Origin of the sequence: Streptomyces sp. NPDC002088 (assembly GCF_040296605.1) — a bacterium.
In the GTDB taxonomy this organism is placed as follows: Bacteria; Actinomycetota; Actinomycetes; order Streptomycetales; family Streptomycetaceae; genus Streptomyces.
On record NZ_JBEOXO010000020.1, the window covers coordinates 54,100 to 79,255 of the forward strand.

Annotated in this window: 20 protein-coding genes and 1 pseudogene; 20 read left to right on the forward strand and 1 reads right to left on the reverse strand. The window is 69.3% G+C overall.

Features of this window, described 5'->3' with window-relative positions; translation table 11 throughout:
- Positions 1 to 33 precede the first annotated feature (33 nt).
- The 19 genes and pseudogenes from ABT114_RS34050 to ABT114_RS34140 all read left to right on the forward strand — a co-directional run bounded on the left by ABT114_RS34050 (position 34) and on the right by ABT114_RS34140 (position 21,480).
- Entirely contained in the window at positions 34 to 783 is a 750-nt protein-coding gene (locus tag ABT114_RS34050; RefSeq protein WP_351146779.1) for an MBL fold metallo-hydrolase, read from the forward strand.
- Between the two features lie 170 nt (positions 784 to 953).
- A complete protein-coding gene (locus ABT114_RS34055) occupies positions 954 to 1,610 on the forward strand; it encodes a GntR family transcriptional regulator (protein WP_351146780.1) in 657 nt (218 codons plus the stop codon).
- Positions 1,607 to 2,518, forward strand: coding sequence for a dihydrodipicolinate synthase family protein (locus ABT114_RS34060; protein WP_351146781.1), 912 nt, complete (start codon positions 1,607 to 1,609; stop codon positions 2,516 to 2,518). The genes ABT114_RS34055 and ABT114_RS34060 overlap by 4 nt, the downstream gene beginning before the upstream one ends.
- A complete protein-coding gene (araD, locus tag ABT114_RS34065) occupies positions 2,515 to 4,260 on the forward strand; it encodes an L-arabinonate dehydratase (protein ID WP_351146782.1) in 1,746 nt (581 codons plus the stop codon). Before ABT114_RS34060 ends, araD begins: the two co-directional genes overlap by 4 nt.
- A gap of 197 nt (positions 4,261 to 4,457) precedes the next feature.
- Positions 4,458 to 5,393: a carbohydrate ABC transporter permease gene (locus ABT114_RS34070; protein ID WP_351146783.1), complete on the forward strand. Its 936-nt coding sequence runs from the start codon at positions 4,458 to 4,460 to the stop codon at positions 5,391 to 5,393.
- Complete coding sequence (locus tag ABT114_RS34075; protein WP_351146784.1) at positions 5,390 to 6,286, forward strand: carbohydrate ABC transporter permease; 897 nt, start codon at positions 5,390 to 5,392, stop codon at positions 6,284 to 6,286. The genes ABT114_RS34070 and ABT114_RS34075 overlap by 4 nt, the downstream gene beginning before the upstream one ends.
- Before the next feature lie 14 nt (positions 6,287 to 6,300).
- A complete protein-coding gene (locus tag ABT114_RS34080) occupies positions 6,301 to 7,608 on the forward strand; it encodes a pectate lyase family protein (protein WP_502988441.1) in 1,308 nt (435 codons plus the stop codon).
- Positions 7,605 to 8,768 carry a Gfo/Idh/MocA family protein gene (locus tag ABT114_RS34085; protein WP_351146786.1) on the forward strand — a complete coding sequence of 388 codons (1,164 nt, stop codon included), beginning with the start codon at positions 7,605 to 7,607 and terminating at the stop codon, positions 8,766 to 8,768. Before ABT114_RS34080 ends, ABT114_RS34085 begins: the two co-directional genes overlap by 4 nt.
- Entirely contained in the window at positions 8,768 to 9,613 is an 846-nt protein-coding gene (locus ABT114_RS34090) for a DUF6807 domain-containing protein (RefSeq protein WP_351146787.1), read from the forward strand. Before ABT114_RS34085 ends, ABT114_RS34090 begins: the two co-directional genes overlap by 1 nt.
- The gene (locus ABT114_RS34095) at positions 9,610 to 11,118 is read left to right on the forward strand and encodes a glycoside hydrolase family 43 protein (RefSeq protein ID WP_351146788.1); all 1,509 of its coding nucleotides are present in this window, start codon (positions 9,610 to 9,612) and stop codon (positions 11,116 to 11,118) included. The genes ABT114_RS34090 and ABT114_RS34095 overlap by 4 nt, the downstream gene beginning before the upstream one ends.
- Before the next feature lie 33 nt (positions 11,119 to 11,151).
- Positions 11,152 to 12,207: pseudogene (locus ABT114_RS34100) on the forward strand (pectate lyase family protein); the annotation flags it as partial.
- A 95-nt stretch (positions 12,208 to 12,302) separates the two neighbouring features.
- Positions 12,303 to 13,640, forward strand: a complete 1,338-nt coding sequence (locus ABT114_RS34105) for an ABC transporter substrate-binding protein (protein ID WP_351146790.1) — start codon at positions 12,303 to 12,305, stop codon at positions 13,638 to 13,640.
- A gap of 134 nt (positions 13,641 to 13,774) precedes the next feature.
- The gene (locus ABT114_RS34110) at positions 13,775 to 14,572 is read left to right on the forward strand and encodes a rhamnogalacturonan acetylesterase (RefSeq protein WP_351146791.1); all 798 of its coding nucleotides are present in this window, start codon (positions 13,775 to 13,777) and stop codon (positions 14,570 to 14,572) included.
- A 31-nt stretch (positions 14,573 to 14,603) separates the two neighbouring features.
- Complete coding sequence (locus ABT114_RS34115; RefSeq protein WP_351146792.1) at positions 14,604 to 15,923, forward strand: pectate lyase family protein; 1,320 nt, start codon at positions 14,604 to 14,606, stop codon at positions 15,921 to 15,923.
- Positions 15,924 to 16,015: 92 nt separating this feature from the next.
- Positions 16,016 to 17,134, forward strand: a complete 1,119-nt coding sequence (locus tag ABT114_RS34120) for a pectinesterase family protein (RefSeq protein WP_351146793.1) — start codon at positions 16,016 to 16,018, stop codon at positions 17,132 to 17,134.
- A gap of 4 nt (positions 17,135 to 17,138) precedes the next feature.
- Positions 17,139 to 18,161, forward strand: coding sequence for a pectinesterase family protein (locus ABT114_RS34125; protein ID WP_351146794.1), 1,023 nt, complete (start codon positions 17,139 to 17,141; stop codon positions 18,159 to 18,161).
- Positions 18,154 to 19,449 carry a pectate lyase family protein gene (locus ABT114_RS34130; RefSeq protein ID WP_351146795.1) on the forward strand — a complete coding sequence of 432 codons (1,296 nt, stop codon included), beginning with the start codon at positions 18,154 to 18,156 and terminating at the stop codon, positions 19,447 to 19,449. The genes ABT114_RS34125 and ABT114_RS34130 overlap by 8 nt, the downstream gene beginning before the upstream one ends.
- 24 nt (positions 19,450 to 19,473) lie before the next feature.
- Positions 19,474 to 20,586 (forward strand): right-handed parallel beta-helix repeat-containing protein, encoded by a 1,113-nt coding sequence (locus ABT114_RS34135; RefSeq protein ID WP_351146796.1) that lies wholly within the window; start codon positions 19,474 to 19,476, stop codon positions 20,584 to 20,586.
- A 99-nt stretch (positions 20,587 to 20,685) separates the two neighbouring features.
- Positions 20,686 to 21,480, forward strand: coding sequence for an HAD family acid phosphatase (locus tag ABT114_RS34140; RefSeq protein ID WP_351146797.1), 795 nt, complete (start codon positions 20,686 to 20,688; stop codon positions 21,478 to 21,480).
- Here the strand turns inward: ABT114_RS34140 and ABT114_RS34145 are convergent.
- Complete coding sequence (locus ABT114_RS34145) at positions 21,477 to 23,684, reverse strand: glycoside hydrolase family 43 protein (protein WP_351146798.1); 2,208 nt, start codon at positions 23,682 to 23,684, stop codon at positions 21,477 to 21,479. The two genes, ABT114_RS34140 and ABT114_RS34145, sit on opposite strands and share 4 nt — an antisense overlap.
- 199 nt (positions 23,685 to 23,883) lie before the next feature.
- On the opposite strand from ABT114_RS34145, the gene ABT114_RS34150 reads away from it, so the two are divergent.
- A complete protein-coding gene (locus tag ABT114_RS34150) occupies positions 23,884 to 25,038 on the forward strand; it encodes a right-handed parallel beta-helix repeat-containing protein (RefSeq protein WP_351146799.1) in 1,155 nt (384 codons plus the stop codon).
- Positions 25,039 to 25,156 lie beyond the last annotated feature (118 nt).

Genomic DNA, 25,156 nt, shown 5'->3' on the forward strand with positions numbered 1-25,156 from the left:
CGGGCCGGGGCCGGGAAACGTAGTCTCCCGTCCATGCCCCTGAGCCTCACCGTCCTCGGCACCGCCTCCCCTCACCCACAGCCGGACCGCCCCTGCTCCGGCTACCTGCTGCGCGGCGGAGGCGCCGAGGTGTGGGTGGACGCCGGGCCCGGCACGTTCGCCGAATTGCAGCGGCACACGGATCCCGCGCGGCTCACGGCGATGTGGATCTCCCACCTGCACGCCGACCACAGTGCCGATCTGCTCTCCGCCGTCTACGCGTTCGCCTACGGCGGTCTCACCCCGCCGGCCCCCATCCCCGTGTACGCCCCGGAGGACTGCGCGCGCCGCCTCGCCGGGTTCTTCGGGCGGCCGGACGTGCGCTTCCTGAGCGGCGTCATCGACCTCCGTCCCCTGCATGACGGTCATGCCGTACAGCATGGGAGCCTCCGGCTCACCTCGCGAGCCGTCGTCCACGACACGGAAGCGTACGGACTGCGCGCCGAGTGCCAGGGGAGCGTTCTGGCGTACTCCGGGGACAGTGGTCCCTGTGACGCGCTCACCGAACTCGCCCACCGTGCGGACGTGTTCCTCTGTGAGGCCGACATCGACCGCCGTCGCGAAGGCGAACGCCAGGTGCATCTCACGCCCGAGGACGCGGCCGCGTACGCGAAGGGCGCGCGAGAACTCCTGATCACCCATGTGGGACCCACGCTCACCCGCGAAGCGGCCGTCGAACGCGCCGCCGCGCTCTTCGGCGGCAGGACCTCCGCCGCGCGCGAAGGTGAGACGCGGAACTTCTGAGGCATCCGCGCCCCTTCCGTCCCGGCAACCTCAACTTCCTTTGTCAGAAGCATTGACGAAACACAGGGCCGCTCCTACCTTCAACGCGTCGTACTTCGTACGTCATATATGAGATCCGATACGTGAGATCCGATACGTGAGATCCGATACGCGAGATCCGAGAGGCGCGCATGACCTCTGTGCCCATGCCGATCCCCTCCCGCACGCAGTTCGTGCTGGAAGGGATCAAACACCGCATCCTCACCGGGCAGTTGACGCCAGGTCAGGCCTTGGTCGAGACGGAGCTCGCCGCGCAGTTCGGGGTGTCCAAGACCCCGGTGCGCGAGGCGCTCAAGACCCTGGCCGGCACCGGACTCGTCGTGATGAGCCAGTACAAGGGCGTCACGGTGCGCATGGTGGACGCGGACATGGCGCGCGAGGTCTACGACGTTCGGCTGCTCCTGGAGCCCGAGGCACTGAAGCGTGCGGTACGGCGCGGGGCCTCCCTGGATGCCGCGCGTGACGCGCTGACCCGGGCCGACGACGCCACGGACACCGCCGAACGCTCCCTGGCCAACCGGGAGTTCCACCGCGCCCTGTACCTGCCGTGCGGCAACCCGCTGCTCGGCCGGATGCTCGACGAGGTCCGCGACCAGGCCGCCCTGGTCTCCGCGGTCGCCTGGGCGGCCTCGCCCTCCTGGGAGCGGGAGGCCGGCGAGCACCGGGAGATCCTGCGGCTCGCCCTCGCCGGGGACGCGGACGGCGCGGCGAGCGCCCTGCACGCCCACATCGCGTCCTTCGTGCGGCGAGCGTTCCCCCAGGCCGAGGCAGAGGAAGGTCAGGAATGAGCAGCGTGGCGTTCGAGACCCAGCGGGCGGCTCTGGCCGACGTGGTGGCGATCCCGGTGACCCCGTTCGCCGAGGACGGCTCCGTCGACGAGCATGCTCACCGGGCTCTGCTGCGCCGTCTGCTCGACGGCGGGATCACCACGCTCACCCCCAACGGCAACACCGGTGAGTTCTACGCCCTCACCCCCGAAGAGCGGCGACTGGTCACGGAGTTGACGATCGATGAGGCAGGGGATCGTTCAACGATCCTCGTCGGGGTCGGGCACGACATCCCCACCGCCGTCGCCTCCGCCCGCCACGCCCGCGAGCTCGGCGCGCAGATGGTGATGGTCCACCAGCCCGTCCACCCCTACGTCTCGCAGCGCGGCTGGGTCGACTACCACCGCACCATCGCCGAGGCCGTGCCGGAGCTCGGCGTCGTCCCGTACATCCGCAACGCGCAGCTGGCCGGCGCCCGCCTCGCCGACCTCGCCGACGCCTGCCCGAACGTCATCGGTGTCAAGTACGCGGTCCCGGACGCCTCCCGCTTCGCCGCCTTCGCCCGCGACGCCGGACTGGAACGGTTCGTCTGGGTGGCCGGTCTCGCCGAGCCCTACGCCCCCTCGTACTTCTCCGCGGGCGCCACCGGCTTCACCTCCGGACTCGTGAACGTCGCCCCGTCCGTTTCGCTGAACATGATCGAAGCGCTTCGATCCGGTGACTATCCGGCCGCCATGAAGGTCTGGGAACAGATCCGCCGCTTCGAGGAACTGCGCGCCGCGGGTGGCTCCGCCAACAACGTCACCGTCGTCAAGGAGGCCCTCTCCTCCCTCGGTCTGTGTCGCCGCGAGGTCCGCCCGCCCAGCAGGGTCCTGCCGGAGCAGGAGCGGGCCGAGGTCGCCGCCATCGCCGCCGGGTGGTCCATATGAAGCCCGGGGAAGAGCGTCCGGTGAAGCGCCCGGAGGAGCTCAGAAGCCATCAGTGGTACGGCACCGGCGGACTGCGCTCCTTCAGCCACCGCGCCCGTACCCGCCAGCTCGGCTACCTCCCCGAGGAGCACCTCGGCAAGCCCGTCATCGCGATCCTCAACACCTGGTCCGACATCAACCCCTGCCACGTGCACCTGAGGGACCGGGCCCAGGCCGTGAAGCGGGGCGTGTGGCAGGCGGGCGGCTTCCCGTTGGAGTTCCCGGTGTCGACGCTGAGCGAGACCTTCCAGAAGCCGACCCCGATGCTCTACCGCAACATGCTCGCGATGGAGACCGAGGAGCTGCTGCGGTCGTATCCTGTGGACGGTGCCGTGCTGATGGGCGGCTGCGACAAGACCACCCCCGCCCTCCTCATGGGCGCGGCCTCCGTCGACCTGCCGACCGTCTTCGTGCCCGCCGGGCCCATGCTGCCCGGCCACTGGCGCAACGAGGTCCTGGGCTCCGGCACCGACATGTGGAAGTACTGGGACGACAAGCGGGCCGGCCTCATCGGCGACTGCGAGATGGCCGAGCTGGAGAACGGGCTCGCGCGTTCGCCCGGGCACTGCATGACGATGGGTACGGCGTCCACGCTGACGGCCGCCGCGGAGGCGCTCGGTGTGACGGTTCCCGGAGCGTCGAGCATTCCCGCCGTGGACTCCGGACACGATCGGATGGCCGCGTCATCCGGCATGAGGATCGTTGAACAAGTCCACAAGGGACGAACCCTCTCCGCGATCCTCACCCGCGACGCCTTCGAGGACGCCGTCACCACCGTCCTCGGTCTCGGCGGCTCCACCAACGCCGTCATCCACCTGATCGCCATGGCGGGCCGCGCCGGCGTCACCCTCACCCTCGACGACTTCGACCGCGTCGCCCGCACGGTCCCCGTCCTCGCCAACGTCCGTCCCGGCGGCCGGACGTACCTCATGGAGGACTTCCACTTCGCCGGCGGCCTCCCGGGGTTCCTCTCCCGTATCCCGGACCTGCTCCACCTCGACCGGCCGACGATCTCGTACGACACCCTGCGCGAGCAGATCGCCGGCGCTCAGGTGCACAACGACGACGTCATCCGCCCGCGGGACAACCCGGTCGCGGGCGAGGGCGGGGTCGCCGTCCTGCGCGGCAACCTCTGCCCGGACGGCGCCGTCATCAAGCACATCGCCGCCGAGCGGCACCTGCTGAAGCACACCGGGACCGCGGTCGTCTTCGACGACTACAGGACGATGCAGCGCACCATCAACGACCCGGAGCTCGGCATCACCGCGGACAGCGTGCTGGTGCTGCGCAACGCCGGCCCCAAGGGCGGCCCGGGCATGCCGGAGTACGGGATGCTGCCCATCCCCGACCACCTGCTCAAGCAGGGTGTGCGGGACATGGTGCGGATCTCCGACGCCCGGATGAGCGGCACGAGTTACGGCGCCTGTGTGCTGCACGTGGCACCGGAGTCGTACATCGGCGGACCGCTCGCCCTGGTGCGCACGGGCGACTCGATCAGCCTGGACGTCGAGGCGCGCACCCTCCGTCTCGACGTGGACGACGAGGAGCTGGAGCGGCGCAGAGCGGAGTGGACGCCGCCGCCCGTGCGCTACGAGCGCGGCTACGGCGCGCTCTACAACGAGCAGATCACCCAGGCCGACACCGGCTGCGACTTCGAGTTCCTGGCCCGGCCGGGCAAGGTGCCGGACCCGTACGCGGGGTGAGGGCGGCCTTCCGGGGCCTCCCTCTCCCTTGATCGACAGATCGACAGATCGAACGAGTCGAACGACATATGCGAAGCGCTTCACCCATGAGCCCGTAGCAAGCGCTTCCTGCACAACCTGCACCCCCGCACACGACCCACCGCACCCCGCCCCCCGCCCCCCGCACACGACCCACCGCAAGCGAACGGAGAACAGTCATGGCCCAAGCCGCAGCCGTGGCGAAACCGCCCGCGCCACCCCGGCGGCGCCGTGCCTCCGCCACGCCCCGCAGGCTCCCGTACCTGCTGATCGCCCCGGCGGCCCTGCTGATGCTGGGCTTCATCGCCTATCCGGTCATCAGCGTCTTCTACTACAGCCTGCAGAACTACAACCCCACCAAGCCGTGGCGAAACGGCTACGCGGGCTTCGACAACTTCGTCCACGCCTTCACCGACGACCCGCAGTTCTGGGACACGCTGACCTTCAGCGCCAAGTGGGTCTTCGTCGAGGTCGGGCTGCAGCTGCTGTGCGGTCTCGCGCTGGCGCTGATCGTCAACCAGACCTTCGTCGGCCGGGGTCTCGGCCGTGCCCTGGTCTTCTCCCCGTGGGCCGTCTCCGGCGTGCTGACCTCCGCGATCTGGGTGCTCCTCTACAACTCCCAGACCGGCATCACCCGTTACCTCGCGGACATGGGCATCGGTGACTACGGCACCAGCTGGCTGTCGGACACCTCCACCGTGTTCCCGGCGGCGATTGTCGCCGACCTGTGGCGCGGTGTCCCCTTCTTCGCGATCCTCATCCTCGCCGATCTGCAGTCCGTCTCGAAGGACCTGTACGAGGCCGCCGAGGTCGACGGCGCCAGCCGGCTGAAGCAGTTCTGGCACATCACGCTGCCCCACCTGAAGGACGCGATCGTCCTGTCCACGCTGCTGCGCGCGGTCTGGGAGTTCAACAACGTCGACCTGCTCTACACCCTCACTGGTGGCGGCCCGGCCGGCGAGACCACGACGCTTCCGCTCTATATCGCCAACACCAGCGTCGACGCCCACAACTTCGGCTACGCGTCCGCCCTGACCACGGTCGCGTTCGTGATCCTGCTCTTCTGCTCGGTCGTCTATCTGCGGCTGAGCAAGTTCGGAGGCGAGGACAAGTGATCACCAAAGAGGCCACCGTGGTCGCACCCGCTCCCGAGCGGGTGGCTCCCGAAGCCCCGGGCCCCGCCAAGCGTCGCCGGGCTTGGGACGAGGCCCCGCGCTGGCAGATCTACCTCCCCCTGTCGATCTACCTGCTCTTCACCCTGATCCCGTTCTACTGGATCCTGCTCTTCGCCCTGCGTCCGGCCGGTTCGACCTCGCTCGTGCCCTGGCCGATGACCTTCGACCACTTCGAGAAGGTCTGGACGGAGCGAAGCTTCGGCACGTACTTCCAGAACAGCGTGCTCATCGGCGTGGCGACCCTGGTCCTGACCACCATCGTCGCCCTGGCCGGCGGCTATGCGCTCGCCCGGTTCGACTTCAAGGCCAAGCGGGCCTTCATGCTGGCCCTGCTGTGCTCGCAGTTCGTCCCGGGCGCGCTGCTCCTGGTGCCCCTGTTCCAGATCTTCGCCAAGCTCCAGATGATCAACTCGCTGGGCAGCGTCATCCTCGCGGAGACGGTCTTCCAGCTTCCGCTGTCGATGATCCTGATCAGCGGCTTCATCCGGAACGTGCCGTACTCCCTGGAGGAGGCCGCCTGGGTGGACGGATGCACCCGGTTCACCGCCTTCCGCATCGTCGTACTGCCGCTGCTGCGGCCCGGGTTGATCGCCGTCGGCTCCTTCGCCTTCGTGCACGCCTGGAACCACTTCCTGTTCGCCCTCATGTTCCTGTCCGACCAGAGCAAGCAGACCATCCCGGTCGGCCTCAACACCCTGATGAGCTCGGACAGCGTCGACCTGGGCGCACTGGCCGCGGGCGGCATCATCGCGGCCGTACCCGTCGTGATCGTGTTCGCGTTCATCCAGAAGTGGCTGATCACCGGTTTCAGCGCGGGGGCGGTGAAGGGATGAGACTCGGCAAGAGCATGGCCCGCGGCAAGGGCGCGAGGCTCCGTCAAGTCATCATCGCAGCCGCTCTGTTGGGAGTGCTCTGCGTCCCCGCCCACGCCGAGGCCCGCGACATCAGCCGCGACACCCTGGCCCCGGACGACGGCTGGGCCGCCGCGGAGGGCGGCACCACCGGCGGCGCCGCGGCCGACGACGCCCACGTCTTCACCGTGACCGACCGGGCCGGCCTCGTCCGCGCCCTCGGCGGCGGCAGCGACACCCCCAAGATCATCAAGATCGCCGGGACAGTCGACGCCAACGCCGACGACGACGGCCACCACCTGGACTGCGCCGACTACGCTACCGACGGCTACGGCCTGAAGAAGTACCTCGCCGCCTACGACCCCCGCACCTGGGGCTCCGCCAAGCCCAGCGGAGAGCAGGAGGAGGCCCGCCAGGCGTCGGCGGCGAAGCAGGCCGAGCGGATCGTGCTGCCCGTCGGCTCCAACACCACCATCGTCGGCCTCGGCCCCGGAGCCGTCCTCAAGGGCGCCAGTCTCCAGATCAAGAACGCGGACAACGTCATCGTCCGCAACCTCGACCTGCGCGACGCCTACGACTGTTTCCCCGTCTGGCAGCCCAACACCGGGGGCCTCGGCGACTGGAAGACGGCGTACGACAACATCTGGCTGACCGGCGCCACCCACGTCTGGATCGACCACATCACGGCCTCCGACAAGGGCCATCCGGACGCGGACGAGCCCACCTACTTCGCCCGCAACTACCTCCGTCACGACGGCCTGCTGGACATCACCAACGGCTCGGACCTGGTCACCGTCTCCTGGAGCCGGTTCGCCGACCACGACAAGGCGATGCTGATCGGCAACAGCGACTCGGCGACGGGCGACCGCGGCAAACTGCGGGTCACCCTGCACCACAACGAGTTCGAGTCCGTGGTCCAGCGCGCGCCGCGCGTCCGCTTCGGACAGGTGTACGTGTACGACAACCGGTACGAAGTCCCCGAGGGCACCGAGTACCGCTATTCGATGGGCGTCTCCACCGAGTCCGGCGTCTACGCCGAGAACAACGCCTTCCACACCCCCGGCCACGTCGAGGCCGCCGACCTGGTCAAGAGCTGGAACGGCACCGCCCTGCACCAGACCGGCACCCTCTTCAACGGCTATCCGGTCGACCTGCTCGCCATCTACAACGCCTACAACTCGGGAAGCGAGCGCGATCTCACGGCCGACGTCGGCTGGACGCCTACCCTGCACGGAAAGATCGACAGCGCCGAGGCGGCCGACCGAGAGGTGGCGCGCGGCGCCGGCGCCGGGAGGATCCCATGACCGCACTGCCCATCGTCCTCGCGGGAGCACGGGGCCACGGCCGCTGGCACCTCGACAACATCCGTAGGCTCCAGGACAAGGGGCTCGTACGGCTGGCGGGCGTGTGCGAGCTGACCCCGCTCACCGCGGACGAGCTCCGTGGCCTCGGTGAGCCCGAGCAGTCCGCCGACCTCGGCGCGCTCCTGGACTCCACCGGAGCCCGGATCGCCGTGATCTGCACGCCCATCCCGACCCACACCGACCTCGCGCTGACGGCCGCCGAGCGGGGCGTGCACATCCTCCTGGAGAAGCCGCCGGCTCCTTCCTACGCCGAGTTCCGCCGGATGGCCGACGGGGTCGCGAAGGCCGGTGTCGTGTGCCAGATCGGCTTCCAGTCGCTGGGCGCGCACGCCCTGCCCGCGATCCGCGAGCTGATCGTGGAGGGGGCGATCGGCGCGGTGGCCGGGATCGGCGGCGCCGGCGCCTGGGCGCGCGCCGAGGCCTACTACCGGCGGGCACCCTGGGCGGGCAGGCGGCGACTGAACGGCGTCGACGTGATCGACGGCGTCCTCACCAACCCCCTCGCACACGCCGTGGCCACCGCGCTCGCCCTGGGCGGCTCCACCCGCGCCGAGGACGTCACCGGCATCGAGACCGAGCTGCTGCGCGCCAACGACATCGAGTCCGACGACACCTCCTGCGTCCGCGTCACCACCGCGCAGGGCCACCAGGTCACGGTCGCCGCGACGCTGTGCGCCGAGAACCCGGACGAGCCGTACGTCGTCGTGCACGGCAGCCGCGGCCGGATCACCTTCTGGTACAAGCAGGACCGCGTCCTCCTCCAGCGCGCGGACCACGGCCCGGAGGAGTACGAGTACGGCCGTACGGACCTGCTGGAGAACCTCGTCGAGCACCTCACCGACGAGACCGGGCGGACCGCGCTGCTCGTCCCGCCGGACGCGACCGGCGCGTTCATGAAGGTCGTCGAGGCGATCCGGGTGGCCCCCGACCCGGCCCCGCTGCCCGCCGGTGCCTGGCACCTGCTGCCCGACGAGGGCCGCCGGGTCGTGCCCGGCGTCGACGGACTCGTCGCGGCCGCCGCCGACACCCTCGCCCTCTACTCCGAACTGGGCGCCCCCTGGGCGCTCACGACAGCGAACCCGAAAGAGGTGAGTACCTGATGACGGCGAACGACTCACCGGTCCTGCGCGTCGCGGGCCGCCCGGTCGGCCGCTACGTGACCCGGCCCGAGCTGCCCGAACGGCTCTCCCCGCGCCCGTATCTGCACCCCGTCACCACCCTGGCCGGCACGGCCGTGACCGAGCTCAGCCCTGACGACCACATCCACCACCTCGGCGTCGGTGTCGCCGTTCCCGACGTCGAGGGGCACAACTTCTGGGGCGGGCGCACCTTCGTCCGCGACCAGGGCCCGACGGAGCTCGACAACCACGGCGCCCAGCGGCACACGGCCTTCCAGCTGCGCGATCCCGACGGCTTCGTGGAGGAGCTGCGCTGGGTGGCCGCGGGCGCGGAGCTGCTGCGCGAGCGCCGTACGGTCGCGGCCGTCGAACTCACCGAGTCCGCCTGGGCGCTGGACTTCACCTTCTCCCTCACCAATGTCACCCCGGACCCGCTGTCGATCGGCAGCCCGGCCACCAACGGGCGCCTCGGCGCCGCCTACGGCGGCTACTTCTGGCGCGCCCGCAAGGAAGACCGGCCCCCGGACGTCTTCACCGCCGACACCGAGGGCGAGGCCGACGTCCACGGCACCCGCGCCGACTGGCTCGCCCTGGCCGGCGCCACCTGGACGCTGGTCTTCGCCGGAGCCACGGACGCCACCCGCCGCGACCCCTGGTTCGTGCGCGCCACCGAGTACCCGGGCGTCGGCTCGTCCCTGGCGTCCGAGGAGCGGCTGACGATCGAGGCCGGCGACACCGCCGTACGCCGGGTCGTCACCGTCGTCGCCGACGGCCGCCTCGGCCGGGACGCGGCCGCCGCGCTGGTGCGGAAGGCGGTCAGCCAGTGACGTACGAGACCTACCGCAACCCCGTCCTGAACGCCGACTGGTCCGACCCGGACGTCATCCGCGTCGGCGACGACTTCTACCTCACCGCGTCCAGCTTCGGCCGCGCCCCCGGCCTGCCGCTGCTGCACTCCCGCGACCTGGTCAACTGGTCGCTGGTCGGCCACGCCCTCGAACGCCTCGAACCCGGACGGGAGTTCAGGTCGCCGCGCCATGACTGCGGGGTCTGGGCCCCGTCGCTCAGGCACCACGACGACCGCTTCTGGATCTTCTGGGGCGACCCCGACCAGGGCATCTTCCAGATCAACGCCCCCGGGATACGCGGCCCGTGGACCCGCCCGCACCTCCTGAAGGAGGGCAAGGGACTCATCGATCCGTGTCCCCTGTGGGACGACGACACCGGCGAGGCGTATCTGGTCCACGCCTGGGCCAAGTCCCGCTCCGGTGTGAAGAACCGCCTCACCGGCCACCGTATGCACCCCGACGGGACCTCCCTGCTCGACGACGGCAAGCTGATCGTCGACGGGGACCGGATCCCCGGCTGGTTCACCCTCGAAGGGCCCAAGCTCTACAAGCACGACGGCTGGTTCTGGATCCTGGCGCCCGCCGGGGGAGTGGAGACCGGCTGGCAGGGTGCCTTCCGCGCCCGGGAGTTCTTCGGCCCGTACGAGGAGAGGATCGTCCTCGAACAGAAGGACACCGACGTCAACGGCCCCCACCAGGGCGGCTGGGTGCGCACCCCGTCCGGCGAGGACTGGTTCCTGCACTTCCAGCAGCGCGGCGCGTACGGCCGTGTCGTCCACCTCCAGCCGATGCGCTGGGGCTCCGACGGTTGGCCCGTGCTCGGCGACGAGGGCGCCCCCGTCGCCGTACACCGGCGGCCCGCCCTGCCGCAGCAGCCGCCCGCCGCACCCGCCACGGACGACGACTTCCCGGGCGGACGGTTCGGCCGCCAGTGGTCGTGGACGGCCAACCCCCATGACGGCTGGGCCACCCAGCACTCCGGCGACGGGCTGCGGCTGACCTGCGTACGCTCGGCAGACGCGCACGACCTGCGGAAACTGCCGAGCGTACTCACCCAGCGGCTGCCCGGAGCGCCCGTCGCCGTCGAGGTGGAGCTGAAGCTGCACAGCGAGGAGCCGGGGGCGCGGGCCGGGCTCGCGGTCCTCGGGGACGCGTTCGGCTGGATCGGACTCCAGCGGGGCACGGACGGGGCGGTGCATCTCGTACACCGGTTCGCCGAGGCCGTGGCCGTGGGGGAACGCGACGCCGAGCAGCCACGGCTCGCGCCCGAGGGGCGGGCGAGGCTGAGGATCGAGATCGGGGCCGGAGCGCGGTGCCGTTTTTCGTCCGATGTCGGTGACGGCCTCCGTCCGTCCGGCCCCGTCTTCGCCGCCACCCCCTGGCGCTGGGTCGGCGCCCTGCTCGGCCTGTTCGCGTCGGCGCCCGAGGGAAACGGGCACGCCGGCGCGGCCACCTTCACACAGTTCCGGATCAGTCCCCTGTAACCCACCCCACCCGCACGCCTGTTGGGAGCCGCAATGACGCACTTCCATAGCAAGCGCTTGCCGAGACGGGGCGTCGTCCTGGCCGCCGTCGCGGGCCTGGTCGCCGCCCTCGGACTCGGCACCATCGGCGAGGCCAAGGCCGAGACCGCCGCCCTTTCGCCGCAGGAGTCGGCCGCCTCCCGCTGGACCGACCAGCCCCACGGTTTCGCCTCCCTCGCGGGCGGCACCTCCGGCGGAGCCGGCGGCGAGGTCGTCACGGTCAGCGACCAGGCCTCGCTGGCGAAGTACGCGGCCGCCGAGGAGCCGTACGTCATCCGGGTCGCCGGGGCCGTCGCCGTCCAGCCGTTCGGTTCGGACGTCGTGGTCGCCTCGAACAAGACGATCGTCGGCGTCGGCGACACCGGCGAGATCGTCCACGGCGAGCTGCACCTCAACCCCGGCACCCACAACGTGATCATCCGGAACCTGACGATCCGAGACAGTTACGTCGAGGGCGACTGGGACGGCAAGACGCAGGACTTCGACGCCATCCAGATGGACACCGTCGACCACGTCTGGATCGACCACAACCGCCTCACCCACATGGGCGACGGGCTGCTCGACATCCGCAAGGACAGTCAGTACATCACCGTCTCCTACAACCAGTTCGCCAACCACAACAAGGCGTTCGGCATCGGCTGGACGACCAACGTCCAGACCCAGATCACCATCGACCACAACTGGTTCACCGGCACCAAGCAGCGCAACCCGTCCGCAGACAACTGCGCCTACGCCCACCTCTACAACAACTACATGTCGGCGCAGGTGGCCGACGGCGACCCGGTGTGGACGTACGGGAACTGGTCACGCGGCCACACCAAAATGGTGATCGAGAACAGCTACTACGACGGCGTCCAGCACCCCTACCAGGCCGACACCACCGCCGAGTTGGTGCAGCGCGGGTCGATTCTCAAGAACACGACCGGGCGGCAGGACGAGTGGGGTACCGCTTTCGACCCCCGTGATTTCTACGCCTATCGGCTGGACCCGGCGGCAGCCGTGCCCGCCCTGGTGACGCGGTTCTCGGGGCCGCAGAAGCAGATCGGCACGGGTCCTGCATGAGCCGGGCGACCGGGCGCCGCACGACCGTCACTGACCCCCCGCACCTTCATATCTCCGTGGATCCGGAAGAAGAGAGCCGACCTATGAAGAGCAGCATCCGCAGAAGCAGGCGCGCCGCCATGGCCGTCGCCCTGGGCTCCGTGCTCGCGCTGACCGCCACCGCCTGCGGCGACGACGGCAGTGGCGCGGCGGGGGACAAGGGCAACGAGGGCTCCGGCAAGGGCACGATCACCTTCTGGGACAACAACGGCGGTGTCCGCACCGACATCTGGAAGCAGATCATCGCCGACTTCGAGAAGAAGTACCCGGACATCAAGGTCAACTACGTCGGGATCCCCGCCGCGAGTGCCCAGTCCAAGTACGACACCGCCATCCAGGGCGGCGGCCTGCCCGACGTCGGCGGCGTGGGCACCGCGGTGCTCGCCGAGGTCGCGGTCCAGGGAGCGCTGGAGCCGCTGGACAGCCGGCTCGAGAAGAGTTCGCTGAACGGCAAGCTGAGCCAGAACCTGCTCGACGTCAGCAAGTCGGCCGGTGGCGGAGACACGCTGTACCAGGTGCCGACCTCGGCCAACAACGGCACGCTGTGGTACCGGACGGACCTGTTCCAGGCGGCCGGGCTCGACGCCCCGACCACGTGGTCGAAGTTCTACGAGGCCGCCGACAAGCTCACCGACAAGGGCAAGAACAAGTTCGGGTTCACCATCCGAGGCGGTGAGGGATCCATCGCGCCGGCCCTGGACGCGGTGTACGGCCAGACCGGCATCACCTCCTTCTGGAACGGCGACAAGACCACCGTCAACGATCCGAAGAACGTGGCCGCCCTGGAGAAGTACGTCGCGCTGTACAAGAAGGACACCCCGTCCGCCGACGTCAACAACGACTTCACCAAGATGGTCGCGCAGTGGGACAGCGGCACGATCGGCATGCTGAGCCACAACCTGGGCTCCTACCAGGACCATCTGAAGGCGCTGGGCGCGGACAAGTTCAAGGGCATCCCGAACCCGACGCAGGACGACGGCACGCGTGTGCAGATCTCCAACCCGGTCGACGGGCTGAGCCTGTTCAAGTCCAGCAAGAACAAGACGGCCGCCTGGAAGTTCATCGAGTTCGCCGTCTCGGCCGCGGAGAATTCCAAGTTCAACGAGTCGGCGGGGCAGGTGCCGGCGAACACCGATGCCGCGAAGGACGCGTGGATTCAGAATGCCGAGCCGACGAAGCTGGCGGCGGAGGCGCTGAACGGGACCGGCACGAAGATCGTGCAGCTGCCGTACTACCTGCCCGACTGGAACACCATCTCCAAGGCGGACAACGAGCCGAACTACCAGAAGGTGCTGCTCGGGAAGATGAGTGCGAAGGATTTCCTGGACACGCTGGCTGATCAGCTGAACGCTGCGCAGGCCGACTGGAAGAAGAACCACTGAGATCGGGTGGTTTCGGTTGTGGGCGCGGCCGCGAGCCGGTTGTGGCTGGTCGCGCCCACGCGGCGGAGCCGTATGTCGATACAGTCCCGCGCCCCCAGGGAAACGTCCGCAACCCCTGTTTGAAAGGCACCGTTGTGTCTCTTACCCGCAGACAGGTCACCTCGGCTGCCGTGGCCGCCGTTCCTCTCGCCTTTGCGGCGACCGGGAACGCGCAGGCTTCAGGGCGCCGATCTCGCACTCTCCACATCGCCGGCGATTCAACCGCCGCCCAGAAATACGCCGACGCCGCTCCCGAGACCGGGTGGGGTATGGCGCTTCCGTTCTTCCTCCGGAAAGAGTTGCCCGTCGCCAATCACGCGGTGAACGGGCGCAGTTCGAAGAGCTTCATTGATGAAGGCCGGCTCGATGTCATCCTCGGGCTGATCCAGCCGGGGGACCTCCTCCTCGTGCAGTTCGCGCACAACGACGAGAAGAGTGAGGACCCCACCCGGTACACCGAGCCCTGGACGACGTATCAGGACTGTCTGAGGCAGTACATCGACGGTGCACGCGCGCACGGCGCCCGGCCCGTGCTCGCCACCCCGGTCGAGCGCCGCAGGTTCGACGCGGACGGCAACGCGGTGCCGACCCACGGCGACTACCCGGCGGCGATGCGCGCGCTCGCCGAGGAGGAACGAGTCGCGCTGCTCGACATCCAGGCCCTGTCGCTGGCGCTGTGGCAGGAGCTCGGGGTCGAGGGGACGAAGACGTACTTCAACTGGACCGCGACCGAGCAGGACAACACGCACTTCAACCCGCCGGGCGCGATCGCCGTGGCACGGCTGGTCGCGCGCGAGCTGCTGCGGACGCGGGTGCTCGCGCCGCGTGACGTCGTCCGGCTGCACGACGACATCCCCACGTCCTGGATCACCTGGCCGCAGGCCGCCGCGTAACCATCCCGGAACCGGAAGAGAGAGCCGCACAATGAAGGCACAGAAATGGCATGGCCATGCCACAGTGAGAGCGGCCGCGCTGATCGGCTGCACCGCCCTCGTGCTGTCCATGACCGGCACCACCGCCCAGGCCCACACCCGCGACGTCACCCGCCAGACCCTCGGCGCCAACGACGGCTGGGGCTCCTACGGCACCGGCACCACCGGAGGCGCCGCCGCCGACGCCGCGCACGTCTACACCGTCACCACCTGGGCCCAGTTCAAGGCCGCCCTCGCCGACGGCGGCACCGCAGCGAAGATCATCAAGGTGAAGGGGACGATCGACGCGGTCTCCGAGGGCTGTGACGCCTTCGCCGCGCCCGGTTACGACTTCGACGCCTACCTGGCGAAGTACTCACCGCAAGCGTGGGGCCTGGACACCGACCTGAGCGCCGAGCCCGACGACAGCCCCGAGGGACTGCGCCGCGCCTCCGCCGCCAACCAGGACACGGCCATCAAGGCGAACATCCCCGCCAACACCACCATCATCGGTGTCGGCAAGAACGCCGGCTTCAAGGGCGCCAGCCTCCAGATCAAGGCCGTCGACAACGTCATCGTGCGCAATCTCGCCTTCGAGAGCCCCCTCGACTGCTTCCCGCAGTGGGACCCCACCGACGGCACCAATGGCAACTGGAACTCCGAGTACGACACCGCCGTCGTCTACGGCTCCACCCATGTGTGGCTGGACCACAACACGTTCACCGACGGCAGCCACCCCGACAGCGCGGCGCCCACCTACTTCGGCATGCTCTACCAGCAGCACGACGGCGAGCTGGACATCGTCCGCGGCGCCGACTACGTCACCGCCTCCTGGAACGTCTTCACCGAGCACGACAAGACGATCCTGATCGGCAACAGCGACAGTGAGTCCACCGCCGTGGGCGACCGGGGACACCTGAAGGTCACCTTCCACCACAACCTGTTCTCGGGCCTGGTGGAGCGCGCGCCCCGGGTCCGCTTCGGGCAGGTCGACTCCTACAACAACCACTTCGTGGCCGACGAGGGCTACTCCTACAGCTTCGGCATCGGCAAGGAGTCCCAGCTCGTCGCCGAACACAACGCCTTCACCCTGCCGGACGGGATCAGCGCGGCGAAGACCCTGAAGAGGTGGAACGTCTCGCCACTCACCGCCGACGACAACTACGTCAACGGCACGCTCACCGACCTGATCGCCGTCCACAACGCGGAGATCCCAGCAGAGGCCCTGGAGTCGGGCGCCGGCTGGACGCCCATCCTGCGCACCAAGGTCGACCCGGCGAAGGCCGTCCCCGGCATCGTCGACTGCGGCGCCGGTGCCGGCCGCCTGCACTGACACCCCGCACACGCACCCGCCCATCGGGCCGGGGCGCATCGCCCCGGCCCGACCCCAGACCCGCACGAGCCGCACCGCGAAGGAGCAGCCGCATGCCCTCGCACCTCCCCCTCTCCCGCAGGGGATTCCTCCTGGCGAGCGCCGGCGCGGGCACCGCCCTCGGCCTCGCCCCGGGCCCCGCGCGAGCCGCCGCCCGGCCGCGCCCGTTCGGCCGGTACGGATCACCGGCCGCCCGCCTGACCTCGAACACCCTGTACGTCGACCAGGGCGGGCGAGGTGACTTCACCACCGTCCAGGCCGCCGTGACCGCCGCGACCGGAAGCGGCTGGACACTGGTCATCGCACCGGGCACCTACCGGGAGACGGTCACCGTCGACGTCACCCGTACGGAGGCGACCTGGATCGGCGCCTCGGAGGACCCCCGGGACGTCGTGATCGTGTACGACAACGCGGCGGGCACGCCGAAGCCCGGCGGCGGCACGTACGGCACCACCGGGTCCGCCACCACGACCGTGCAGGCCGACGGCTTCACCGCCCGCTGGATCACCTTCGCCAACGACTGGCTGCGCGCCGACCACCCGGACATCACGGGTACGCAGGCAGTGGCCATCAAGGTGCAGGGCGACCGGAGCGCGTTCACCCACTGCCGCTTCCTCGGCCACCAGGACACGCTGTACGCCGACTCCCGCGCGCTGACCGCCTTCGCCCGCCAGTACTACGCCCACTGCTACGTCGAGGGCGACGTCGACTTCGTCTTCGGCCGGGCGACGGCCGTGTACGAGGACTGCCACTTCCGCACCCTGAACCGCACCGACCTGGCCGCCGCCCCGTACGGCTTCGTCTTCGCGCCGTCCACGGCGGGCGCCAACCCGCGCGGATACCTGGTGACGAGGAGCGGCGTGAGCAGCGAGGCGCCGGACGCGTACTACAAGCTGGCCCGCCCGTGGGTGCCCAGCTCCGACACCACCGCCCGCCCCATGCTCACCGTCCGGGACACCCACCTGGGCGCCGGCATCGACGCGGTCGCGCCCTACACCAACATGTCGGCCACCTACCCGTGGCAGAACCAGCGGTTCGCCGAGTACCGCAACACCGGCCCCGGCGCGGAGATCACCGTCCCCGACAACCGCCCCCAGCTCACCGACGAACAGGCCCAGGCGGCGACCCGCGGCGCCCATCTCGGCGACTGGACGCCGTGGAAGGAGTGCTGACGGCATGCGCAGACGCACCCTCCTCACCGGCCTCGCCGGCGGACTCGTGTTCGCAGGCACCGCCCCCGCACTCGCCCACGACCGCCGCGTCCTCCACGTCCGCCCCGGCAACTCCGTCCAGGCGGCCGTGGACCAGGTGACCGGCCCCGGCTGGACGATCGTCGTGCACCCGGGGACGTATCGCGAGGTCGTCGACGTTCCCGCCGGCAAGGCCGAGTTGACCCTGCGTGGCGCCACCCGCGACCCGCGCGACACCGTCATCGTCTTCGACAACGCGAACGGTACGAAGAAGCCCGACGGCACGACGTACGGCACCGCGGGCTCCGCCACCTTCACCTCCGCGGCGCCCGGACTGACCGTCCGCGACCTGACCCTCGCCAACGACTGGCTGCGCGCCGACCACCCGGACATCACCGGCACCCAGGCGGTGGCCGCCTACACCTACGGCGACCGCACGCACTTCGAGAACGTCCGACTGCTGGCCCACCAGGACACCCTCTTCGTCGACACGACCGCGCTCGACGCCTTCGACCGGCAGTACTTCCGGCACTGCTACATCGAGGGTGACGTCGACTTCGTCTTCGGCCGGGCGACCGCCGTGTTCGAGGAGTGCCACTTCCACACCCTCCAGCGGGACGTGACCTTCACACCGAAGGGCATGGTCTTCGCCCCCTCCACCGCCCGCGCCAACCCGCACGGCATCCTCGCCGCCCGCTCCCGCATCACCTCCGGCGCCGAGGACGGGGCGTACAAGCTGGCCCGGCCCTGGGTGCCGTCGTACGAGACGACCGCCTGGCCGTCCCTCGTCGTCCGGGACACCCGGATCGGGTCCGGCATCGACCCGGTCACCCCCTACATCAACATGCGCGACGCCTACCCCTGGCAGACCATGCGGTTCAGGGAGTACCGCAACACGGGACCGGGAGCCGTGCTCACGGTTCCGGAGAACCGGCCTCAACTCACCGAGGAAGAGGCGAGGTTGCACACCCGGGAGGCGTACCTCGGCGACTGGCGGCCCGGTGCGTAGGGCCGCGGCCGCCGCTCTGCTGGCGGGCGCGTGCCTGCTCGTACCGCCGACGGCGGCCTCCGCAGCGGAACGCGGCCCCGTCGGCTGGGCCTCGACGAACGGCGGCACCACCGGTGGCGCGGGCGGCTCGACCCGGACGGTGCACACGCGCGCCGAACTGAAAGACGCGCTGGCCAATGACGGCGACCCCACCGCACCCAAGGTGATCCGGGTCGTCGGCGACATCAACGGCCCTGAGGCGGACGACGGTTCACTGCTCGGTGAGCAGGACTACGCGCCCGGATACGACCTCGGCACGTACATGTCCTGCTTCGGGCCGGACGGCACGACCTGGTCCGACACCCGCTACGACTACTGCAAGCAGCAACGTCAACTACGGCAGAGCGGCTCGACGAAGGAGAAGGCGCAGATCCAGCTCACCGTGCCGAGCAACACCACGCTCGTCGGCGTCGGCGACGACGCTCGGCTGCTCGGGGTCTTCCTGACCGTCAACACCGGTACCAACATCGTCGTCCGCAACGTGCACCTCGAAGCGCCCGTCGACCACTTCACCAGCTGGTCGCCGGACGACGGGGCACAGGGCAACTGGAACGCCCGCTTCGACGCGATGACCGTGATCACCGGCAAGAACATCTGGGTCGACCACTGCACCTTCACCGACGGCCGCTACCCGGACCGCGAGGCACCCCTCGGCTTCCACGGCGAGCACGTCCAACGGCACGACGGACTGCTCGACATCGAGGACGGCTCCGACTTCATCACCGTCTCCGACAGCCGGTTCGACGATCACGACAAGGCACTCCTCATCGGCTCGGGCGACGGCCGCGGCGAGCGCGACCGCGGCCACCTCAAGGTCACCTTCGTCCGCAACCTGTTCACCGACATCGTGCAGCGCGGCCCGCGCGTCCGCTTCGGGCAGGTGCACGTCGTCAACAACGTCTACCGGGGCCGGGCCGCCGACACCCTGTACGCGCTGGGCGCCGGCCTGGAGTCGGCGATCTACTCCGAGCGCAACGTCTTCGCCTACCCGCAGGGCGAGCCGTCCCTCGCCGTCGCGAACTACGGAGGCGAACACTTCCGCGACACCGGCTCCTGGTTCAACGGCCGGCCCGCCCGCCTGGACGCGGTGGCGAGCGGCCTCGGCCTCACCGCCGAGGTCGGCTGGGACCCGGCCGACGCCTACGCCTACCGACCGCTGACCAGTGCGTCCGCCGTCGAGCACTACGTCCTGCGCCACGCGGGCGCCGCCGATCCGGTCCGAGGGAACCTGCCCGACGACCACCCCTGAACCGACGAAAGGACCCCCCACATCATGCTTCGTCGAACCGCTCTCGCCCTGTCCACCGCCGTGGCGGCGGGCGCCGCCCTGCTGGCGCTGCCCGCGCCCGCCCAGGCCGCCACCGTGGTCGTCAGCAACTCGACCGACCTGTCCAACGCCATCAAGAGCGCCACCGCCGGCACCGTCATCCAGGTCCGCGGCGGCACCTACTACCCGACGGCCACCCTCCAGTCCACGGCCAACGGCACCTCCTCCGCGCCGGTCACGCTCACCGCGTACGGCTCGGAGACCGTGAAGATCGACGGTTCGTCGCTCCCCGACGGCGACTGGATCTTCAAGCTGACCGCCGACTACTGGAACGTCTCCAACATCACCTTCCAGAACTCCCCGGACAGCGCGGTCGTCTGCCAGTCCTGCACCGGCACCAACTGGAACAACATCAAGACCATCAACGGCGGCGACTCCGGCTTCACCCTCACCGGGGACGGCACAGTGAACAACACCGTCAAGAACATCGACTCCTACGGCAACTACGACGCCGCCAACCACGGCGAGAACGCGGACGGCGTCGCCGTGAAGTTCGGCTCCGGCACCGGCAACCTGATCACCGGCGCCCGCCTCTACAACAACTCGGACGACGGGATCGACTTCTGGTCCTTCTCCTCGCCCGTCACCATCGAGCACACCTGGTCCTTCGGCAACGGCGTCAACCGCTGGTCCGACTCGTCCTTCGCGGGCGACGGCAACGGCTACAAGCTGGGCGGCGACGGCGAGGTGGTCGCCCACGTGGTCAACAACTCGGCCGCCTGGGGCAACGCGGGCAACGGCTTCACCGAGAACTCCAACACCGGTGCGATCGTCATCAACCGCACCACCGCCTACGCCAACAGCAAGTGGGGCTACTACTTCGCCACCAGCGCGGCCCGTCTGGGCAAGAACCTGGCCGTGAGCAACGGCAGCGGCTCGGTCAGCAAGGGCTCCTCGGTGGTCTCGGCCGGCAACAACTGGGACAGCGGCATCAGCACCCCCGCCTTCACATCGACGGACGCGACGAGCACGTACAACTCCCGTCAGTCCAGCGGCGCGTTGCCCGTCACTACCTTCCTGACGACGGGCAGCACCACCATCGGCGCGACCATGGACTAGCCCGTCCGGGGCGCTTGACCCGGTTTTTGCCTGTGAAGGAGGTATCGATCAGGCAACGGGCCTCGCGCCCACCAGGGCGACGCGCGTAGAACACCTGTCATGCATAAGCCACTGCGTATCGCGGCGCTCGCCGCAGCCGTCGCCGTCGCGGGCGCCGGTCTCTACGGCGCCGGCGCCGCCACGGCCGGCCAGTCCACGGCCAACTCCACCCAGGAGCCCTACAACATCGGGCTCCTGGTGAAGGACATCGACACCTACTACGGCACTGCGCTCGACAGCGACGGCGTGTACCAGGCGTCCACGGACAGCCAGTACGCCAAGGACCTGGCGCGCATCGACGCCGACGCGAAGAAGTACATCGACCAGGCCGCCCGCACGGGGCACCACAAGGGTGAGAAGCCCGCGGTCGTCTTCGACATCGACGACACGCTGCTGCTCAGCCTCGACTACGAGAAGCGCTACAACTACACCTACAACTCGGCCACGTGGGCGGACTACGTCAACAAGGCCGACCGCCCGGCCGTCTTCGGCAGCCCCGAGCTCGTGCAGTACGCGGAGTCCAAGGGCGTCGAGGTCTTCTACAACTCGGGTCTCAGCGAGGCGCAGCGCTCCGCCGCCGTCGAGAACCTGAAGAAGGTCGGCGCCGATGTGAACCTCGACGCCGACCACATGTTCCTCAAGGACAAGGCGAACCCGCCGTCCTACCTCAGCGCCTGCGCCACCCCGGGCACCTGGACCTGCACGACCGTCCAGTACAAGTCCGGCACCCGCAAGCACATCGAGGACCTCGGGTACAACGTCATCGCCAACTTCGGCGACCAGTACTCCGACCTCGACGGCGGCTACGCCGACCGGACGTACAAGCTGCCGAACCCGACGTACTTCGTCAGCTAATTCGCAACGGTCCGTACGGGCTTGACCGACTCCAGGGTCGGCACCACCGGCTCGATGGTCCCGTCCGCCGCGAACGTCAGGCGGTCGATGGTCGTCTCCCGGTGCATTCCGTCACCGCCGGCCTTTCCGGGGCCGTTCAGCGCGAAGCGGTGGTAGACGATGTACCAGTCGTCGGTGCCGGGCACGTTCACCACGGAGTGGTGGCCGGTGCCGAGGATGCCGTACTCGGGACGCTTGGACAGGATCGTCCCCCGCTTGGTCCACGGACCGAGCGGGGACGGTCCCGTCGCGTACGCCACGTGGTAGTTCTCGCTGCGGGTGTCGTCCTCGGACCACATGAAGTAGTACGTGCCGTTCCGCTTGATCACGAAGGACCCCTCACGGAAGGTGTCCGGGGTGATGTCCTTCACCTGCGAGGCGTCGAACGACACCATGTCGTCGTTCAGCGGAACCACATAACCGTGCCCGTTGCCCCAGTACAGGTACGCCTGCCCGTCGTCGTCCGTGAAGACGGCCGGGTCGATCATCTGGCCGCTCCACGCGCCGCCCTTGGCGACCAGCGGCTTGCCCAGCGCGTCCTTGAACGGGCCGGCCGGTGAGTCGGCCACCGCCACGCCTATCTGCTGCTCGGCGCAGAAGTAGAAGTAGTACTTGCCGTCACGTTCGGCGATCGTCGGCGCCCACGCGTATGTGTCCGCCCAGGAAACGTCCGGGCCCAGGTCCAGGATCACCCCGTGGTCCTTCCAGTGGACCAGGTCCTTCGACGAGTACGCCTTGAAACTCGTCCCGCCCCAGCCCTGGAAGCCGTCCGTGGTCGGGTAGATCCAGTACTCGCCGTTGAGGTAGTGGACGTCGGGGTCGGCGTTCAGGCCGGGCAGGGTCGGGCTGCCGGTACGGGCCGCCTCGACCGTCCAGCTGCGGCTGGTGCCGTCCGCCGCCGTCACCGTGTACGTCTGCGGCTTGCGGAAGTCACGCCGCGTGCCGGACCGCGGGCTCACCCGCGCGCCCTCGCCCACCCACAGCGTCGGGGCGAGCCGCGACAGATCCGCGCCGGGCTCCATCGGCAGCACGACCTTCGACGCCGACTCGGTGACGATCGCGTAGCCCTTCTGGTCCTTCGCCGTCGCGTCCACGACGGACGTCGGAGTGCTCGGGTACGCGGCGAGCAGACGGTCGTACTCCTCCTGCGTCACCGGCAGGACGGTTCCGTGCCGGGGGCTCGCGGGGAGCTGGTAGTTCGTGGACATGGTCCACTTGCCCGAGTCGAGGTCGGTCGTCTCGAAGGGGACGTAGCCGCGGCCGCCGTACTCGTCGATGAACAGGTACCACTTCTTCTCGGTGTTGGACTTGAACACCGTCGGGCCCTCGCCACGGTCGATCGAGCCGCTGCCGATGCAGTCGGAGACGAAGTCGTACTTGGTCGACGTCAGGCTCGTCGACTTCTCACCCGTGATGAACTTCGAGCACGGGGAGCTGGAGGACGGGTCCCGCTCGTCCTTGGTGTAGCGGTAGTAGGAGTCCTTGTACTTGACGACCGTCGAGTCGATCACCGAGTAGCCGGGGTCGTCCCAGACCTTCGGCTCGCTGAAGGTGCGGAAGTCCTTCGTCGTCGCGTACAGCATCTTGTTGTACGTCGATCCCGTGTGGTCGGGGTCGTCGTCGGCGTACAGCTTCGACGCCCAGAAGACGACGTACTCGCCGAGCGAGTCGTCCCAGTAGGCCTCCGGCGCCCAGGTGTTGCCCGCGTTGTCGGGGGCCACCTTCACCAGGCGCTGGTCGGTCCAGTGGACCAGGTCGGTGGACTCCCAGATCATGATCGACTTGCTGCCGTGCCGCTGGACGTCGTCCCAACTGCCGCTGCTGTTCTTGTACATCCTCAGGTCGGTGGCGATGAGGTAGAACTTGTCGCCCTTCGGGGAGCGGATGACGAACGGGTCGCGCAGCCCCTTCTCGCCGATCGTCGACGTCAGGACGGGCTTGGCCTGGTTCAACTCCCGCCAGTGCAGGGGGTCGTTGCCGCGGCTGAGGGCGTAGCGGATCTGCTCGCCGTCGGCGGTGCCCTCGCCGGTGAAGTAGGCGAAGAGGTAGCCGGCGTACTTCGGGTGGCTCACGGGGGGTGCTCCAGACTGCGCGGTGCTCGGTGGGGCGGTGAGGAGGGTGAGGAGGAGGGCCAGACAGGCGAGGAGCGAGGCTCGTAGGCGCATGGGCAATCCTGTCGGAGCATGGGGGATTCTGTGGGGTGTTGTGCACTCGGAGTGTCACCAGTGGGAAACAGCACGTCAATCGATGAGAACGGCATGAGAACCGGCGAAACTTTCGCTCGTTTTCGTTCGGCCGTGGCAACCTCTCCCGGCCACAGCGGCGACTGGACTGCGAAGCATCCCCCTAGGAAAGGAACGCCCCGTGCGTCAGAGCATCGGACGCCACCGCAGGACGCGCACCCTCTCGATCGCCGCCGCGGTGGCCGTCGCCGCGGGGGCGGGCGGCGTCTGCCTCGGCCTGTCGAACAGCGGCGCCCAGGCCGCTTCCACGACGGTCACCGTGTCCACCACCGCGCAGCTGGAGTCGGCCGTCAAGAGCGCCACCGCCGGCACCGTCATCCAGGTCCGCGGCGGCACGTACTACCCGACGGCCACGCTCAAGTCCACGGCCAGCGGCACCGGTTCGGCCCGCATCACGCTTCAGGCCTACGGCAGCGAGAAGGTGAAGATCGACGGCTCCGAGCTGCCGGCCGGCTCCTGGCTCGCCGGGATCTACGGCAGCTACTGGACCGTGCAGAACCTCACCTTCCAGAGGTCCCCGGCCCAGGGCTTCGTCGTCACCTCGTCCACCGGTGGCATCTTCAAGAACCTGGTCACCGCGGACAACGGCGACTCCGGGTTCACCCTGCGCGGCGACAACACCGTCAACAACCTCGTGCAGAACCTGGACAGTTACGGCAACTACGACGCTGCCGGGCACGGCCAGAACGCCGACGGCATCGCCATCAAGTTCGGCTCGGGCACGGGCAACAAGGTCACGGGCGCCCGCCTGTACAACAACTCGGACGACGGCCTCGACCTGTGGCAGTTCTCCTCGCCGGTCACCATCGAGCACTCCTGGGCGTTCGGCAACGGCAAGAACCGCTGGAGCGACTCGGCGTTCGAGGGCAACGGCAACGGCTTCAAGCTGGGCGGCGGGGGCGTCGCGGTCGCGCACGTCGTGAACAACGACGCGGCCTGGGACAATACCCTCAACGGCTTCACCGAGAACTCAAACACCGGTGCGATCGTGCTCAACCGCAACACCGCGTACGCCAACACCGAGGCCGGCTTCTACTTCGCCACCGGCAAGGCGCGGCTCGCCCGCAACCTGGCGGTGGGCAACAAGGGCGGCCTGGACAAGCTCGGCTCGTCCACGGTCTCCGCGGCGAACAACTGGGACAGCGGAGTGTCGACCCCGTCCTTCAAGTCGACGGACGCGACCACGGCGTATGCCTCCCGGCAGTCGAACGGGGCGCTGCCGGCGACCACGTTTTTGACGACCGGATCCACGACGATCGGTTCGACCATGAACTGACCGTGGTTCGCGGTGCGCGAACGCCCCCGCCGGTCGTCACCGGCGGGGGCGTTCTTGCTGCCGGCCGAGGGGGGCTCAGGCCGGCAGGCCCACGGGGTCGAACGAGGTGCCAGTGGTC

Excerpts from the sequence above, each read along its gene's own strand:
- ABT114_RS34050 (WP_351146779.1), top strand. The coding sequence starts at position 34 with ATGCCCCTGAGCCTCACCGTCCTCGGCACCGCCTCCCCTCACCCACAG.
- ABT114_RS34055 (WP_351146780.1), top strand. The coding sequence starts at position 954 with ATGACCTCTGTGCCCATGCCGATCCCCTCCCGCACGCAGTTCGTGCTG.
- ABT114_RS34060 (WP_351146781.1), top strand. The coding sequence starts at position 1,607 with ATGAGCAGCGTGGCGTTCGAGACCCAGCGGGCGGCTCTGGCCGACGTG.
- araD (WP_351146782.1), top strand. The coding sequence starts at position 2,515 with ATGAAGCCCGGGGAAGAGCGTCCGGTGAAGCGCCCGGAGGAGCTCAGA.
- ABT114_RS34070 (WP_351146783.1), top strand. The coding sequence starts at position 4,458 with ATGGCCCAAGCCGCAGCCGTGGCGAAACCGCCCGCGCCACCCCGGCGG.
- ABT114_RS34080 (WP_502988441.1), top strand. The coding sequence starts at position 6,301 with ATGGCCCGCGGCAAGGGCGCGAGGCTCCGTCAAGTCATCATCGCAGCC.
- ABT114_RS34085 (WP_351146786.1), top strand. The coding sequence starts at position 7,605 with ATGACCGCACTGCCCATCGTCCTCGCGGGAGCACGGGGCCACGGCCGC.
- ABT114_RS34090 (WP_351146787.1), top strand. The coding sequence starts at position 8,768 with ATGACGGCGAACGACTCACCGGTCCTGCGCGTCGCGGGCCGCCCGGTC.
- ABT114_RS34105 (WP_351146790.1), top strand. The coding sequence starts at position 12,303 with ATGAAGAGCAGCATCCGCAGAAGCAGGCGCGCCGCCATGGCCGTCGCC.
- ABT114_RS34115 (WP_351146792.1), top strand. The coding sequence starts at position 14,604 with ATGAAGGCACAGAAATGGCATGGCCATGCCACAGTGAGAGCGGCCGCG.
- ABT114_RS34120 (WP_351146793.1), top strand. The coding sequence starts at position 16,016 with ATGCCCTCGCACCTCCCCCTCTCCCGCAGGGGATTCCTCCTGGCGAGC.
- ABT114_RS34125 (WP_351146794.1), top strand. The coding sequence starts at position 17,139 with ATGCGCAGACGCACCCTCCTCACCGGCCTCGCCGGCGGACTCGTGTTC.
- ABT114_RS34135 (WP_351146796.1), top strand. The coding sequence starts at position 19,474 with ATGCTTCGTCGAACCGCTCTCGCCCTGTCCACCGCCGTGGCGGCGGGC.
- ABT114_RS34140 (WP_351146797.1), top strand. The coding sequence starts at position 20,686 with ATGCATAAGCCACTGCGTATCGCGGCGCTCGCCGCAGCCGTCGCCGTC.
- ABT114_RS34145 (WP_351146798.1), bottom strand. The coding sequence starts at position 23,684 with ATGCGCCTACGAGCCTCGCTCCTCGCCTGTCTGGCCCTCCTCCTCACC.